Consider the following 14,619-nt stretch of genomic DNA (forward strand, 5'->3'; position numbering starts at 1 on the left):
CATTTAAAAAGCCGCGTGGATCTCGCCGACCGGGACGCCCCCGCCCAGCACCGGAACGGTCGTGAACTCGGCCGCCGCCGAGACGTCCGCGCCCGCGGCCCGCAGCGCGGCGAGCGCGATCGCGGTCGTCGCCCGGGGACCGCCGTCGATCGCCTTGACGGCCGCCGCGTGCCCGGAGGCGAGCGCCACGACCAGCACTCCCTCGGCGCCGCCCTTCACCACGGCGCCGGGCAGCGCCCGCATCAGGCGGGTGTTCACGTGGCCGGTCCCGCCGACGTACTCCGGGTGCGCCCGCATCGCGTCGGCGACCGCGCGCGGCGGCGTCCCCGGCGCGGACACGACCATCGCGCGTACGGCGCGGGCCAGGCCGCTCAGCGAGATCCCGAACAGCGGGGCGCCGCAGCCGTCGACGGCGACGTGGGCGGCCTTCTCGCCCGACAGCTCCTCCACCACCGACCTGACCCGCTCCTGCACGAGGTGGCCGGGGTCGAGGTAGGTGGCCGTGGGCGCGCCCGCGGCCACGGCGGCGGTGAGCATCGCGGCGTGCTTGCCCGAGCAGTTCATCCGCTCCCGCGACGGCCCGAGGCCCGCCCTGACCAGGGCCTGCCGGGCGGCCTCGTCCTCCGGCCAGTCGGGCGGGCAGCGCAGGTCCTCGAAGCCGAGCCCGGCCTCGCCGAGCATCTCGGCCACGAGCCGCACGTGGAAGTCCTCCCCCGTGTGGCTGCCCGCGGCGATCGCGAGCGCGGGGCCCTGCAGGTGGGCCCCGGCGAGCAGGCAGGCGAGGGCCTGGAACGGCTTGGCCGACGAGCGCGGCAGCACCGGCGCGTTCACCGGGCCGCGAGCGACGGCGACCTCGCCGCCGGCCGAGAGCGCGACGGCGCTGCCGAAGTGGACGCTCTCCACGAAGCCGGACCGCACGACCTCCGCGAGCGGGGCGTATTCAGCGAGGGACACGGGTGATCCTCCTGCCACGGGTGATCCTTCTGCCTGGGCCGCCCCCGCCCGCGACGGAGCGGTCGAGGGAACGGGCGAGCGCGGACAGCGACGCGTTGACCACGAGGTAGACCAGCGCGACGACGATGTACGTCTGGATGAGCAGGCCGTTGTAGTTGGCCAGGACCTTGCCGCTGTAGAGCAGCTCGGCGTAGCTGACGACGAAGCCGAGCGAGGTGTCCTTCAGCAGGCCGACCGACTGGCTGACGATCGAGGGCAGCACCCGGCGGGCCGCCTGCGGCAGCACGACCAGCCGCATCGACTGCCCATGGGTGAGCCCGAGGGCCAGGGCGGCCTCCCCCTGCCCCCGCTCGACCGACATGATCCCGGCCCGGAAGATCTCGGCGAACGCCGCCGCGTTGGACACGGCCAGCGGCACCACGAGCTTCCAGAACAACGGCAGGTCCAGGCCGTACCTCGGCAGCGCGAACAGCACGAGGTAGACCAGCAGCAGCGCCGGGATCGTCCGCACGGCCTCGACGTACGCGGCGGACGGCAGGCGGACCGCCCGGCGCCGCGACAGCCGTCCGAGCGCGAGGGCGATCCCGGCCGCCATCGCGAGCGCGGCGGACACGACGGCGGCCAGCGCGGTGGACCACAGCCCGCCGAGCAGGTAGCGCCACATCGGCCAGGTCGCGTACGGCTGCCAGCGCTCGGCGGCGAGCTGCCCGTTGGCGGCGAACTGGCGCACGGCCAGGGCCAGCAGGGCGAGCAGCACCAGCACGCCCGCGACGGTGGCGAGGCGGATGCGGCGGCGGGCGCGCGGGCCCGGCTCGTCGAACAGCAGGTTGCTCACCGCGCCACCGCCAGCCGCCGTTCGAGCCGCCCGGTCACGAACCCGGCGCAGGCGGCGATCGCCGCGTACGCCAGGCCCGCCCCCACGAAGATCGGGATCGGCTGCGCCTCCAGCAGGTTCACCCGGTTGGCGGCGGCGGTCAGTTCGACCACGCCCACGGCCGCCGCGAGCGAGGTGTTCATCGTGAGCGCGATGAAGATGTTGCCGATCGGCTGCACGACGGTCCGCAGCGCCTGGGGCAGCACGACGTGGCGCAGCGACTGGCCGAACGTCAGCCCCAGGGCGCGGGCCGCCTCGCCCTGACCGGCGGAGATCGCGTTGACGCCCGAGCGGAGGGCCTCGGCGATGTAGGCGCCCTCGTACAGCGCGATCACCACGACGGCCGTGGTGGTCAGGCCGGCCTTGAGCCCGATCTCGGGCAGGCCGAAGACCGCGAGCACGAGCAGCACGAGCAGCGGGAGGTTCTGCAGGGTCTCGACGTAGACGGTCGCGACCGCGCGCAGGACCGGGACCGGCCCGACCCGCATCGCCACGATCACGAGCCCCACGGCCGCGGCGCCGGCGAACGACGCCGCGGTCATCTGGAGGGTCACGACCAGCCCCTGCCAGAACTCGGGCAGGTGATCAAGCAGCGCCGACATCAGGAACCCGGCACCGACCCGATCTCGGGCGGCGTGGGAGCCTCGCCCTGCACGACCGTGCCGAGGGAGTTCTTCCAGATGTCCTGCCAGACGCCGTTCGCCTGGATCTTCTTCAGCCAGTCGTTGACGAACGACTTGAACTGGTCGTCGCCGTGCTTGAGGCCGATGCCGTACGGGTCCTGGGTGAACGGCTTGGTCACGACCTGCAGTTCGGGGTCCTTCTTGGCGTCGGCGACCAGCAGCGTCTCGTCCTGCACGTAGGCGACGCCGCGGTCCTGCTTGAGCGCCTGGACGCACTCGGGGTCGCCGCCGAAGGTGATGATCTTCGCCTGCGGCGCGAGCTTCTTGATCGCGGGGATGGCGGGGGTGTTGGCCCCGGCGATGACGGTCTTGCCGTTCAGGTCCTGGGGCGAGGAGATGCCCGTCGTGCCCTTCTTCACCGCGATGGACAGGCCCGAGGAGTAGTAGGGACCGGCGAAGGCGACCTGCTGGGCCCGCTCCGGCGTGATCGTGTAGGTCTGGAAGACCACGTCCACGGTGCCGTTGCTCAGCAGCGCCTCGCGGGTCTCCGACGCCGAGTTGACGATCTTCACCTTCGGCTGCCCGATGATGTACTTGGCCAGCGCCTTGCCGAGGTCGGCGTCGAAGCCCTCCACCTCGCCGGTGGCCGGGTTCTGCTGGGACAGCAGCGGCGCGTCGAGCGAGCCCCCGACGATCAGTTCGCCGCGCTGCTTGATCTTCTCCATCGTCGAGCCGGGCAGGATGTCCGCGGCGGCGGCCACCGGCGCCTTGGCGAGCACGCCACCGCCGCCGCCCTCGCTCGCGCCCGCGCCCGGCACGGCCGAGCCGGCCGAGTCCGTCCCGGCACAGGCCGTCAGGCCGACCATCGCCACAGCGGCGACAGCGGCCACCCGCTTAATGGACACCATCGGGGTCCACCGTCCTTTGCGATCAGTGCGTGAGTACCTTGGCCAGGAAGTCCCTGGCCCGATCGGTCCGGGGGGAGTCGAAGAAGGCGTTCGGCTCTCCCGTCTCGACGATCCGGCCGCCGTCCATGAACACCACGCGGTCGGCCGCGCGGCGCGCGAACCCCATCTCGTGGGTGACGACGACCATGGTCATGCCGTCGGCGGCCAGGCCCGTCATCACGTCGAGGACCTCGCCGACCATCTCCGGGTCGAGCGCCGAGGTGGGCTCGTCGAAGAGCATGACCTTGGGCCGCATGGCGAGCGCGCGGGCGATGGCGGCGCGCTGCTGCTGGCCGCCCGACAGCCGCGCGGGCTGCTTGCCGGCCTGCTCGGCGATGCCGACCCGGGCCAGCAGCTCGTGGGCGGTCCGCTCGGCCTCGGCGCGGCTCACGCCGCGCACCTTCATCGGCGCGAGCATCACGTTCTCCAGCACGGTCTTGTGCTGGAAGAGGTTGAAGCTCTGGAAGACCATCCCCACGTCGGCCCGCAGCCGGGCCAGCGCGCGGCCCTCCGCGGGCACGGGCTCTCCGTCGACGAGGATCTCGCCCGAGTCCGCCGCTTCCAGCCGGTTGAGGCACCGGCACAGCGTCGACTTGCCGGACCCCGAGGGGCCGATCACCACCACGACCTCGCCGCGCGCCACGTCGAGGTCGACGTCGTGCAGCACGTGGTGCTCACCGAACCACTTGTTGAGGCCTCGTACCCGAATCATCGCCATCTTCCTTCGAAATCGAAGATATGGCGGACCGTAATGGATGATTCTGGGCGAAGTCAACGCGTTGGCGCATAAAGTCAAGTCGTGGTATTCCTTCCTCCATGCCAGGCAAAGAGAGGTTGCCGGTGCGGGGGGCGCAGGGCGACCTCCTGCGCCTCGTCGCCGCCGGCCACGCCGAGTCGCGGGCGGAACTCGCCCGCCTGTCCGGCCTGGCGGCCTCCAGCGTCTCGCTGCGCGTCGAAGAGCTGATCGGCAGCGGGCTGCTGGTGGAGGAGGGCGCGGGCACCTCGCGCGGCGGCCGGCGACCGCGCCGGCTGCGGCTCAGCCCCAGCGCGGGACTGCTCGCGGTCGCCGACCTGGGCGCCCACCACGCGCGCCTCGGCCTCCTCGACCTCAGCGGCACCCCGCTGGTGGTCGAGGAGCGCCCCTGCGAGATCGCGGACGGCCCCGAGGCGACCATCGACTGGATGGCGGCGGCGTTCGAGGACCTGCTGGCCGCGCACGGCCCGCCCGGAGTCCCGCTGCGCGGGGTCGGCACGGGCATCCCCGGTCCTGTGGACCCGGCGACCGGCCGGGTCGTCGCGCCCTCGCGCATGCCCGGCTGGAACAACTTCCCCGTCGCGGAACGCCTCGGCGCGCACTTCGACCTGCCGGTGCTGGTGGAGAACGACGCCAACCTCATGGCGGCCGGGGAGGCCAGGTCGTGGCCGAAGTGCGAGACGCTGATGGTGCTCAAGGCCGGCAGCGGCATCGGCTGCGGCGTGATGGTGAACGGCGCGCTCCACCGGGGGCGGGGCGCGGCCGGGGACATCAGCCACGTGCGGGTCAGGAGCGACTCGTCGGTCACCTGCTCCTGCGGGCACGACGACTGCCTGGAGGCCTACGCCAGCGGCGCGGCCCTCATGAGCGTGCTCAACGAGCAGGGCATCGAGGTGCGGCGGCCCGCCGACGTCGTCGCGCTGGTCGAGGACGGGGTGCCCGAGGCCACCGCTCTGGTGCGCAACGCCGGACGGCTCATCGGCGAGGTGCTGACCGTGCTGGTCAACTTCATCAACCCCGACGCGATCGTGGTCGGGGGCAGCCTGTCGCCGGCCGAGCCGCTGATCGCGTCGATCCGCGCGGCGGTGTACGAACGGTGCCTGCCGCTCGCCACCCGCGACCTGGAGATCTCCACCACCCGCTCGGGCCCCGACGCCGCCCTGCTCGGCGCCGGCTCCCTGCTGCTCGACGCCGTACTCGCCTGAACACCGAAGACGAACGGACAGCCGTACGTGACCCGATACTGCCTTTTCGACCTCGACGGCACGCTGACCGACCCCGAGACCGGCATCGTCGCCTCGATGCGGCACGCCCTTTCCGCAGTCGGGATGCCGGAGGTGGAACACGGGCGGCTCCGCGCCATGATCGGCCCTCCCCTTCAGGACGGCTTCCTCCTGCTCGGCGTGCCGCCGGAGCGTCTCGACGACGCGGTGCTCGCGTACCGGGAGCGCTACACCACCGGCGGAATGTACGAGAACGAGGTCATCCCGGGAATCCCCGCCGTGCTCGAGGCTCTCGTCGCCGGCGGCTGGACCCTGGCGGTGGCGACGTCGAAACCGGCCGTCTACGCGGAGAAGATCCTGGTGCACTTCGGGCTCGACGGCTTCTTCGCGTACGTGGCCGGGGCGACGCTCGACGGGTCGCGGCGGCACAAGGCGGACGTCATCCGCCACGCCCTCGACGTGCTCGGCGCCCCGCCCGAGGCGACCGTCATGATCGGCGACCGCATGGAGGACGTCGCCGGCGCGGCCGCGTGCCGTGTGCCGTGCATCGCCGTGACGTGGGGGTTCGGCGAGGCGTCCGAATTCGCCGATCCCGGCCTCATCGCCGTGGCGGACACGCCCGAACGCCTCCTCGAGGTGCTGTCCCGGACGGCGAGCTAGCGTCGCGGAACGCCCGCTCGACGACCCGGTGGCCGCCTCCGGTGACCGGAGGCGGCCATGCCCGCACGGGCGCCGGAGCCTAGGCCACCTTGCCCACGTTGCCCACTTGGCCCGCCTTGCCCACCTGGCCCGCCGGGGCGGCGGCCGCGAGGCGTACGGCGTTCGCGGCGGCGTCGTCGATCTCGCGCTGCGCGGCGAGGTCGGCCTCCACGCCGGACCGGTAGGCGTCGATCTCCGCGCGCACCCGGTCGTCGTCCCAGCCGAGGACGGGCGCGATCAGCGCGGCGACCTCGGGGGCCGCCGCGAGCCCGTGGTCCCGTTCCTCGATGAAGACGCGGGTGCGGCGGACCAGGACGTCCTCCAGGTGCAGCGCCCCCTCGTGCGTGACCGCGTACACGGCCTCGGCCTTGAGGTAGCCCTCCGCGCCGGGGATAGGCTCGCCCAGGCCGGGGTCGGCCTCGATCAGCGCGAGCACCTCCTCGACGCAGGAGCCGTACCGGCCGAGCAGGTGCTCGACGCGCGCGACGGGCAGCCCCGCGCGCCCGGCGAGGCGGCGCCTGTTGTTGCGCAGCGCCTCGAACCCGGCGGCCCCGAGGACAGGGACGCGGTCGGTGACCGACGCGGGCACGTCCTGGCCGAGACCGGCCACCGCGACGTCGACGGCGTCCTTGGCCATCACGCGGTAGGTGGTGTACTTGCCGCCCGCGACGATGACCAGGCCGGGCTCGGGCCGGATGACCGCGTGCTCCCTGGAGAGCTTCACGGTCTCCGACGACGATCCCGACCCGCCCAGCAGCGGGCGCAGGCCCGCGTAGACGCCCTCGATGTCGTCGTGGGTGAGCGGCGTCCGGAGCACGGCGTTGACGTGCTCCAGGATGTAGTCGATGTCGGCCCGGGTGGGGGCCGGCTCGACCTTGTCCAGGTCCCAGGGCGTGTCGGTGGTGCCGACGATCCAGTGCGGACCCCAGGGGATCACGAACAGCACGCTCTTCTCGGTGCGCAGGATCAGCCCGGTGTCGAGGCGGATCCGCTCCCGCGGCACGACGAGGTGCACGCCCTTGGACGCCTGGACGGTCACCGACCCCCGCGAGCCCGGCGACGCCCCCGCGAGCCGCTGGATCTCGTCGGTCCACACGCCCGTGGCGTTGATCACCTGGCGGGCCCGGACGCGCAGTTCGGCGCCGCCCTCCAGGTCGCGCACCACCGCGCCGGTGACCCGGCCGCCGTCCCGGAGGAAACCGGTGACCTTGGTGCGGGTGGTGACGCAGGCGCCGTACTGCATGGCCGTGCGGGCCACCGTCATCGTGAAGCGGGCGTCGTCGACCTGGGCGTCGTAGTACTGGATCGCCCCGACGAGCGCGTCACTGCGCAGGCCGGGGGCCTCGCGCAGGGCCCGGCTGTGGCTGAGCTGGCGGTGCCGCGGCAGCGCGCGGGCGCCGCCGAGCGTGTCGTACAGCAGCACGCCCGCGCCGACGTACCCACGCTCCCACACCCGGTGACGCAGCGGGAACAGGAACGGCACCGGCCGGACCAGGTGCGGGGCCAGCCGGGTCACCAGCAGGCCCCGTTCCCTGAGCGCCTCCCGCACCAGCCGGAAGTCGAGCTGCTCCAGGTAGCGCAGCCCGCCGTGGATCAGCTTGCTCGACCGGCTCGAGGTGCCGGCCGCGAGATCACGGGCCTCCACCAGCGCGACGGACAGGCCTCGCGAGACCGCGTCGAGCGCGACGCCGGCGCCGACCACCCCGCCGCCGACGACCAGGACGTCGAACTCGTCCTCGGCCAGCCTCCGCAGCGCCGCCTCCCGAGCGCGGGGACCCATGGGTACAGACATATCGGTGTTAACTCCCTCGTTGTTCAGGCAGGTCAGTCGACGTCGACCCAGTCGAGCGTCCGCTGGACAGCCTTGCGCCATCCGGCGTAGCCGCGCTCGCGCTGCTCGTCGTTCCAGGTGGGCTCCCAGCGGCGGTCCTCGTGCCAGTTGCGCTTGAGGTCGTCGGTGGACTTCCAGAAGCCGACGGCCAGCCCGGCCGCGTACGCGGCGCCGAGGGCGGTGGTCTCGGCGACCACCGGGCGCGACACCGGGACGCCGAGGATGTCGGCCTGGAGCTGCATGCACAGCTCGTTGGCCGTCACGCCGCCGTCCACTCGCAGCACGTCGAGGACGACGCCGGAGTCCTGCTCCATCGCGCCGACCACGTCCTTGGTCTGGTAGCAGATCGATTCGAGTGTGGCGCGGGCCAGGTGGGCGTTGGTGTTGTAGCGGGACAGGCCGACGATGGCGCCGCGGGCGTCGGACCTCCAGTAGGGCGCGAACAGGCCGGAGAACGCGGGCACGAAGTAGACGCCGCCGTTGTCCTCGACCTGCCGGGCGAGCGCCTCGCTCTGCGACGCCCCGGAGATGATGCCGAGCTGGTCGCGCAGCCACTGCACGGCCGAGCCGGTGACCGCGATCGACCCCTCCAGGGCGTACACGGGCTTGGCCGAGCCGAACTGGTAGCAGACCGTGGTGAGCAGGCCGTGCTGGGAGCGCACGAGCTCGGTGCCGGTGTTGAGCAGCAGGAAGTTGCCGGTGCCGTAGGTGTTCTTGGCCGTGCCCGGCTCGAAGCACACCTGGCCGACGGTCGCGGCCTGCTGGTCGCCGAGGTCGCCCGAGAGAGGGACCTCGCCGCCGAGCGGGCCGCCGGCGCGTGTCACGCCGTACAGGTCGGGGTTGGAGGAGGGCCGGATCTCGGGGAGCATCTGGCGGGGCACGCCGAAGAACGACAGCAGCTCGTCGTCCCAGTCGAGCGTCTCCAGGTTCATCAGCATCGTGCGGCTGGCGTTGGTGGGGTCGGTGACGTGGACGCCGCCGTCGACGCCGCCCGTCAGGTTCCACAGCAGCCAGGTGTCGGTGTTGCCGAAGATCGCGTCGCCGCGCTCGGCGGCCTCGCGCACGCCGGGGACGTTCTCCAGGATCCACTGAATCTTGCCGCCCGAGAAGTAGGTGGCGGGCGGCAGGCCGGCCTTGCGCCGGATCACCTCGCCCTTGCCCTCCCGCTCCAGCGCCGAGGCGATGCGGTCGGTGCGAGTGTCCTGCCAGACGATGGCGTTGTAGTACGGCCGGCCGGTGCGCCGGTCCCATACGACGGCGGTCTCGCGCTGGTTGGTGATGCCGAGCGCCGCGAGGTCGGAGGCCTGCAGGCCCGCGGTCCGCATCGCGGTCTCGACGACCGCCCGGGTGCGCTCCCAGATCTCGGTCGGGTTGTGCTCGACCCAGCCCGCCTGCGGCAGGATCTGCTGGTGTTCCAGCTGGTGGCGGGCGACCTCGTTGCCCCCGTGATCGAAGATCATGAAGCGGGTGCTGGTCGTCCCCTGGTCGACCGCGCCGACGTAGTCAGCCATTCTCGTTGCGCCTCTCGTTCGGATGAGGTGGACGTTGCTGGTCTCGGCCTGGGGGTGATCAGCCGGCCTGCGCGGCGGGCTCCGGCGTGCGGCCGGGCTCGGGCGCGTCCGTACGCGGCAGGAAGCGGGCGACCAGGAGCTGGTAGAGCCCGGCGCCGATGACGCCGCCGACCAGCGGGCCGATGATCGGCACCCAGAAGTAGAGCCCACCGTACTGGTCGCGGAACGCCGAGCCGTACCCCGTGAAGAACGAGGCGAGGCGCGGGCCGAAGTCGCGGGCGGGGTTGATGGCGTAGCCGGCGTCGGTCCCCCACGCCATGCCGATCGCGACCACGAGCAGGCCGACGATGACCGGCGCGAGGTTGGCGAGCGGCGCCGAGTTTCGCTCGTCGGAGATCGCGAAGATCAGGAACAGCAGGATCGCCGTGCCGATGATCTGGTCACGGAGCGCTCCCCACTGGGTGACCGGCAGCGCGCCGTTGCCGGGAAGGGTGGAGAAGACCCCCTGCGTCTTGATCGTGTGCCCGGGGTCCACCTTGGCCAGGACCTCGGCGTAGTTCCACCGGACGAGCAGCGCCGCCACGAAGGCGCCCGCGGTCTGCGCCAGCGCGTACGGCAGGACCTTCCGCCAGGAGAAGCCCTTGAAGACGGCGAGGGCGACCGTGACGGCCGGGTTGAGGTGGGCGCCGCTGATGCGGGCGGCCGTGTAGACACCGAGGGTCACCCCCAGCCCCCACGCCCACGCGATGCTGTCGTGGTCGCCGATGCCGCCCGCCGCCACCTGGGCGACCACACCGACGCCGAACAGGATGAGGATCGCCGTGCCCGCGAACTCCGCCGCCAACTCGCCGAGTAGCCGCCGGTCGCTTCGCCCTTCCGCCATCTGTCTCCTCCTTGACCACGCCCGTCACATCTCCGAAGTGCTCGGTGTGAGCGCTGCCGGTTGTCCGGACGCTAAACGGCGCCCAAGGGAGCGTCAACGAATGATCGTCGGCATTGTCGAACACTGGTCACATTCAGAACGTCGTACTACGCTCCCCGGGTATGACGCGAACAATCACATTTCGCGCGAACCCGTCCTGTTACCAAAGATCTTTCACCAGCTCAACGCATCGGTCCCGGCCAGGTGTCGGCATTGTCGAACACCGTCCGACGTGGCTAGGATCCGGGGCGTGCCAGGTCCGGTCCAGTCCATCGAGCGCGCCGCCGCGATCCTGCGGCTGCTCGCCCAGGGATCGGGGCGGCTCGGCCTCTCCGAGATCGCGAATTCCCTGGGGCTGGCCCGCGGCACGGCGCACGGCATCCTGCGCACCCTCCAGCTCGTCGGATTCGTCGAGCAGGACGAGGCGACGGGCAAATACCAGCTCGGCGCGGCGCTGCTGCACCTGGGCACCAGCTACCTCGACGTGAACGAGCTCCGCTCGCGGGCGATCAACTGGGCCGACGCCCTGGCCGCGCGCAGCGGCGAGGCGGTGCGGATCGGCACCCACCTCCAGGGCAAGGTCCTGGTCGTCCACCACGTCTTCCGGCCCGACGACAGCCTGCAGACGCTCGACGTCGGCATGCTCCTGCCCATGCACGCCACGGCGATCGGCAAAGTGCTGCTCGCCTATGACGCCAACGCGGCCGCCGCACAACAGGACGCCGTAAAGGACGGGGAGCTGGAGCAGTTCACCCGCCGCACGGTGCGGACGCACAGGGAGATGTCGCGCATGCTCGCGACCGTGCGCGAGCACGGCTGGGCGTCGGACGTCGACGAGGCCGGCATGGGCGAGGCGGGGGTGGCCGCCCCCATCAGGGGGTACGGGGGACTCGTGGTGGGCGCGATGGGCATCTCCGGCGCCACCGAGCGGATCTGCGACTCCGGCGGGCGTCCCCGCCCCGACCTGGTGGGTTATGTGCGCGACGCGGCGCGGGCCGTCTCCCGCGACCTCGGCGCCTCCCGCTGGTGATCCTCCCACCCCTCACACCGCATCCGCCGCCCGAAGGTAGGCCCGCCGTGACCCAGCGTTATGTGATGTCCATCGACCAAGGCACCACCTCGACCCGGTGCATCCTGTTCGACCAGCGCGGCCGTCTGGTGTCGGTGACGCAGCGGGAGCACAAGCAGCACTTCCCGCGTCCCGGGTGGGTGGAGCACGACGCCGTCGAGATCTGGCGCAACCTGGAGCGGATCGGCCCGGAGGCGCTCGCGCAGGCGGGCATCGGGCCGGGCGAGGTCGCCGCCGTCGGCATCGCCAACCAGCGGGAGACGACCGTCCTGTGGGACCGCCGCACGGGCGTGCCGGTCACCCCCGCCGTCGTCTGGCAGGACACCCGGACCGACACCCTGGTGGACGAGCTGTCCCGCCGCCCCGACGCGCACGTGGTGCGGGAGCGCTGCGGCCTGCCCCTGGCCACGTACTTCTCCGCCCCCACCGTCCGCTGGCTGCTGGACGACACCGACGGGCTGCGCGAGCGGGCCGAGCGCGGCGAGGTCCTGTTCGGCACGATGGAGAGCTGGCTCATCTGGAACCTCACCGGCGGCCCGGACGGCGGCGTCCACGTCACCGACGTGACCAACGCCAGCCGCACGCTGCTGATGAACCTGCGCGACCTCGACTGGGACCCGGTGCTGCTCGGCTTCTTCGGCATCCCCCGCGCGATGCTGCCGGAGATCCGCCCGTCCAGCGAGACGTACGGCGTGGCGCGGCGGGTGCTGCCCGGCGTGCGGATCTCCGCCGCGCTCGGCGACCAGCAGGCCGCGCTGTTCGGGCAGACCTGCTTCCACCGCGGCGAGGCCAAGTGCACCTACGGCACGGGCGCCTTCCTGCTGCTCAACACCGGCACCGAGCCGGTCGCCTCCACCCACGGCCTACTCACGACGGTCGGCTACCAGATCGGCGACCAGCCCGCGGTGTACGCCCTGGAGGGCTCCATCGCGATCACCGGCGCGCTCGTGCAGTGGTTCAGGGACCGGCTGGGGATCATCAGCACCGCCCCGGAGATCGAGACCCTGGCCCGCACGGTCGACGACAACGGCGGCTGCTACATCGTCCCGGCGTTCTCCGGGCTGTTCGCGCCCCACTGGCGCAGCGAGGCGCGCGGGGTCATCGTCGGGCTCACCTCGTACATCACCAAGGGCCATCTCGCCCGCGCCGTGCTGGAGGCCACGGGCTGGCAGACCCGCGAGGTGGTGGACGCCATGAACGCCGACGCGGGCATCGCGCTCACCACTCTCAAGGTCGACGGCGGCATGACGTCCGACAACCTGCTCATGCAGTTCATCGCCGACGTGCTGGACGTTCCGGTGGTCCGGCCCATGGTCGCGGAGACCGTCTCCCTCGGCGCGGCGTACGCCGCCGGGCTCGCCGTCGGCTACTGGCCCGACCTGGAGGGCCTGCGGCGCCACTGGCACCGGGCCGCCCAGTGGACGCCGGCCATGGACCCGAAACGGCGCGAGGACGAGTACGACAACTGGCGGCGGGCGGTCGAGCGCGCCTTCGACTGGATCAAACCCACCGCCGGTTGACCACGCCGGGCGAGGTCAGCAGGCGGGCCGGTCCAGCGACAGGTCCAGGTCGTCGAGGCCGAACCACTCACCCGACGGCGGCTGATCGGCCATCGGGTCGCTCCAGCGCAGCCGGACACGGTCTGGGGCGGCCTCGACGATCCTGGCCTCCCGCCAGGCGGGGTCGTCACCCACGCGGGCCCACCAGGGCTCCGACAGGCAGGCAAGCCCCCGGGCATGCAGGGTGCGGACGGCGTCGCCCTGGTCTCCCGCGCCGCCGAGCGGCACGCCGAAGATCGTCACAGCCTGCCAGCCTCCGGCCGTCGGCACCACCCGGCCCAGCAGTTCCCCGTCGTCGCGCCGCACCTCGTGCGGCGCGGGGAAGGCGGGCCGGCTCTCCCCGATCGCCTTGACGATCTTCTCCGCCGAATCCCGCTGCCGGCGTACGCCTTCACGTTCGGCCTCACCGCCGGCGTAGGCGCGAGGATCGACGCGGCGGCCGAGCACCCACACGTCCCGGATCCGCTGCGTCGCCGTGATGTCGGCCGTCGGGTCGCCGACGACGAGGACGAGGTCGGCCCGGCGCCCCTCGGCGATCTCCCCGCGGTCGGCCATGCCGAAGACCTCGGCGGGCGCCGCCGTCGCGGCGGTCAGCGCCTCATCCGGGGTGAATCCGGCGGCGACCATGTGCTGCAGTTCCCGGTGCAGGCTCGCGCCGAACACGAGGCCGGGGTTGGGCGCGTCGGTGCCGGCGAGCACGCGCAGGCCCGACTCCAGGAACGCCACGGTGTTGTACCGCTGCGCGGCTCCGTCGGGGGGCCCGGGCGGCATCCACCGCGTGGCCTGACGCTCGATCACCCGCCGCCACCGAGCGCTCAGCCGCTCCGCCAGGTGCGGCTGAGCGAGCAGTGGCATGACGCCGTCCTCATCCGGAAAGCCGTCGATGATGCTCAGCGTCGCGATGACGGCCACGCCGCACCGGGCCACGTCGCTGATCTGGCGGTCCGTCATGCGGTCGAAGGGCGCGTGAGCCAGGACGTCGGCGCCGCACCGGGCCACGGTCACGGCCCCTGCCGCCGACGAGGCGTGTGCCACCACCGGCAGTCCGCGCTCGTGGGCGGCGGCCACGAGCGCCTCTATCGTCCGGACGTCGAGCGCGGGAATGTCGAGCATCGCACCCGAACCGTCATCGTAGATCACCTTGATGTGCGTCGCCCCCTCGGCGACCCTCCCGGCGACGAAGGACGCCGCGTCCAGCGGTCCGGTCACGTAGGGGAAGGGCGCGTACGCGATCGTCGGGTGCCCGCCCGGAGCGGTCGCACCCACGCTCGATGTGCGCATGTCGGCGAGGACGGGTCCCCGGCCGCGCTCCGAGGCGGCGACCGCGGCACGCTCGGGATCGATGGTCTCGGGCTTGCTGAACATGTCGACGACCGTCGTCACGCCGAATACGGCCGCCAGCTGCGTGCACCCCGGGAGCAGGTGGACGTGCGCGTCGACGAGGCCGGGCAGGAGGGTCCCGCCGGAGCCGTCGACGACCGCGTCGCCCGGCCGCGTCACGGACTCGTCTCCCACGGCGGCGATACGGCCGTCGCGGACGCGGACGTGCGTCACACCGGGGATCAGGCCGCGGCCGCCGAGGACACGGACACCGGTGATGGTGAAGGGCTGATGCGTGCTCATGCCGCCGACGCTAGAAGTTGACGTAACGAG

General features: G+C 72.5%; 13 protein-coding genes. 4 read left to right on the forward strand and 9 right to left on the reverse strand.

Annotated elements, in window-relative coordinates; translation table 11 throughout:
- Positions 1–3: 3 nt before the first annotated feature.
- From Msi02_RS40055 to Msi02_RS40075, 5 genes are read right to left on the reverse strand one after another with little or no spacing between them, the layout of a single operon-like run.
- Positions 4–954 (reverse strand): asparaginase, encoded by a 951-nt coding sequence (locus Msi02_RS40055; protein WP_239109232.1) that lies wholly within the window; start codon positions 952–954, stop codon positions 4–6.
- The gene (locus Msi02_RS40060; protein ID WP_204052960.1) at positions 941–1,789 is read right to left on the reverse strand and encodes an amino acid ABC transporter permease; all 849 of its coding nucleotides are present in this window, start codon (positions 1,787–1,789) and stop codon (positions 941–943) included. The genes Msi02_RS40055 and Msi02_RS40060 overlap by 14 nt, the downstream gene beginning before the upstream one ends.
- Positions 1,786–2,430 carry an amino acid ABC transporter permease gene (locus Msi02_RS40065; protein ID WP_204052961.1) on the reverse strand — a complete coding sequence of 215 codons (645 nt, stop codon included), beginning with the start codon at positions 2,428–2,430 and terminating at the stop codon, positions 1,786–1,788. The genes Msi02_RS40060 and Msi02_RS40065 overlap by 4 nt, the downstream gene beginning before the upstream one ends.
- On the reverse strand, positions 2,430–3,359 hold the full coding sequence (locus tag Msi02_RS40070; protein WP_204052962.1) for a glutamate ABC transporter substrate-binding protein: 930 nt from the start codon (positions 3,357–3,359) through the stop codon (positions 2,430–2,432). The genes Msi02_RS40065 and Msi02_RS40070 overlap by 1 nt, the downstream gene beginning before the upstream one ends.
- 22 nt (positions 3,360–3,381) lie before the next feature.
- Entirely contained in the window at positions 3,382–4,110 is a 729-nt protein-coding gene (locus Msi02_RS40075) for an amino acid ABC transporter ATP-binding protein (protein ID WP_079320491.1), read from the reverse strand.
- A gap of 104 nt (positions 4,111–4,214) precedes the next feature.
- Here Msi02_RS40075 and Msi02_RS40080 point away from each other — a divergent pair, with 104 nt between their 5' ends.
- Both Msi02_RS40080 and Msi02_RS40085 read left to right on the forward strand, forming a co-directional pair.
- The gene (locus tag Msi02_RS40080; RefSeq protein ID WP_220506223.1) at positions 4,215–5,357 is read left to right on the forward strand and encodes an ROK family protein; all 1,143 of its coding nucleotides are present in this window, start codon (positions 4,215–4,217) and stop codon (positions 5,355–5,357) included.
- A gap of 27 nt (positions 5,358–5,384) precedes the next feature.
- Positions 5,385–6,035 (forward strand): HAD hydrolase-like protein, encoded by a 651-nt coding sequence (locus tag Msi02_RS40085; RefSeq protein ID WP_204052963.1) that lies wholly within the window; start codon positions 5,385–5,387, stop codon positions 6,033–6,035.
- 79 nt (positions 6,036–6,114) lie between these two features.
- Here the strand turns inward: Msi02_RS40085 and Msi02_RS40090 are convergent, their stop codons facing one another.
- From Msi02_RS40090 to Msi02_RS40100, 3 genes are read right to left on the reverse strand one after another with little or no spacing between them, the layout of a single operon-like run.
- A complete protein-coding gene (locus Msi02_RS40090; protein ID WP_204052964.1) occupies positions 6,115–7,854 on the reverse strand; it encodes a glycerol-3-phosphate dehydrogenase/oxidase in 1,740 nt (579 codons plus the stop codon).
- A 44-nt stretch (positions 7,855–7,898) separates the two neighbouring features.
- Positions 7,899–9,416 carry a glycerol kinase GlpK gene (glpK, locus tag Msi02_RS40095; RefSeq protein WP_079320487.1) on the reverse strand — a complete coding sequence of 506 codons (1,518 nt, stop codon included), beginning with the start codon at positions 9,414–9,416 and terminating at the stop codon, positions 7,899–7,901.
- Between the two features lie 58 nt (positions 9,417–9,474).
- Complete coding sequence (locus Msi02_RS40100; protein ID WP_079320486.1) at positions 9,475–10,299, reverse strand: MIP/aquaporin family protein; 825 nt, start codon at positions 10,297–10,299, stop codon at positions 9,475–9,477.
- 289 nt (positions 10,300–10,588) lie between these two features.
- On the opposite strand from Msi02_RS40100, the gene Msi02_RS40105 reads away from it, so the two are divergent.
- Together Msi02_RS40105 and glpK (Msi02_RS40110) are read left to right on the forward strand one after the other, a co-directional pair.
- Complete coding sequence (locus Msi02_RS40105) at positions 10,589–11,368, forward strand: IclR family transcriptional regulator (protein ID WP_079320485.1); 780 nt, start codon at positions 10,589–10,591, stop codon at positions 11,366–11,368.
- 47 nt (positions 11,369–11,415) lie between these two features.
- Entirely contained in the window at positions 11,416–12,927 is a 1,512-nt protein-coding gene (gene glpK / locus Msi02_RS40110; protein ID WP_204052965.1) for a glycerol kinase GlpK, read from the forward strand.
- Between the two features lie 15 nt (positions 12,928–12,942).
- Here the strand turns inward: glpK (Msi02_RS40110) and Msi02_RS40115 are convergent, their stop codons facing one another.
- Positions 12,943–14,589 (reverse strand): amidohydrolase family protein, encoded by a 1,647-nt coding sequence (locus Msi02_RS40115; RefSeq protein ID WP_204052966.1) that lies wholly within the window; start codon positions 14,587–14,589, stop codon positions 12,943–12,945.
- Positions 14,590–14,619: the final 30 nt, after the last annotated feature.

It is taken from the genome of Microbispora siamensis (assembly GCF_016863095.1).
GTDB classification, from domain to species: Bacteria; Actinomycetota; Actinomycetes; order Streptosporangiales; family Streptosporangiaceae; genus Microbispora; species Microbispora siamensis.

Coding starts and splice junctions, on each gene's coding strand:
- Msi02_RS40075 (WP_079320491.1), bottom strand. CDS start 4,110: ATGATTCGGGTACGAGGCCTCAACAAGTGGTTCGGTGAGCACCACGTG.
- Msi02_RS40100 (WP_079320486.1), bottom strand. CDS start 10,299: ATGGCGGAAGGGCGAAGCGACCGGCGGCTACTCGGCGAGTTGGCGGCG.
- Msi02_RS40090 (WP_204052964.1), bottom strand. CDS start 7,854: ATGGGTCCCCGCGCTCGGGAGGCGGCGCTGCGGAGGCTGGCCGAGGAC.
- Msi02_RS40115 (WP_204052966.1), bottom strand. CDS start 14,589: ATGAGCACGCATCAGCCCTTCACCATCACCGGTGTCCGTGTCCTCGGC.
- Msi02_RS40070 (WP_204052962.1), bottom strand. CDS start 3,359: ATGGTGTCCATTAAGCGGGTGGCCGCTGTCGCCGCTGTGGCGATGGTC.
- Msi02_RS40065 (WP_204052961.1), bottom strand. CDS start 2,430: ATGTCGGCGCTGCTTGATCACCTGCCCGAGTTCTGGCAGGGGCTGGTC.
- glpK (WP_079320487.1), bottom strand. CDS start 9,416: ATGGCTGACTACGTCGGCGCGGTCGACCAGGGGACGACCAGCACCCGC.
- Msi02_RS40080 (WP_220506223.1), top strand. CDS start 4,215: ATGCCAGGCAAAGAGAGGTTGCCGGTGCGGGGGGCGCAGGGCGACCTC.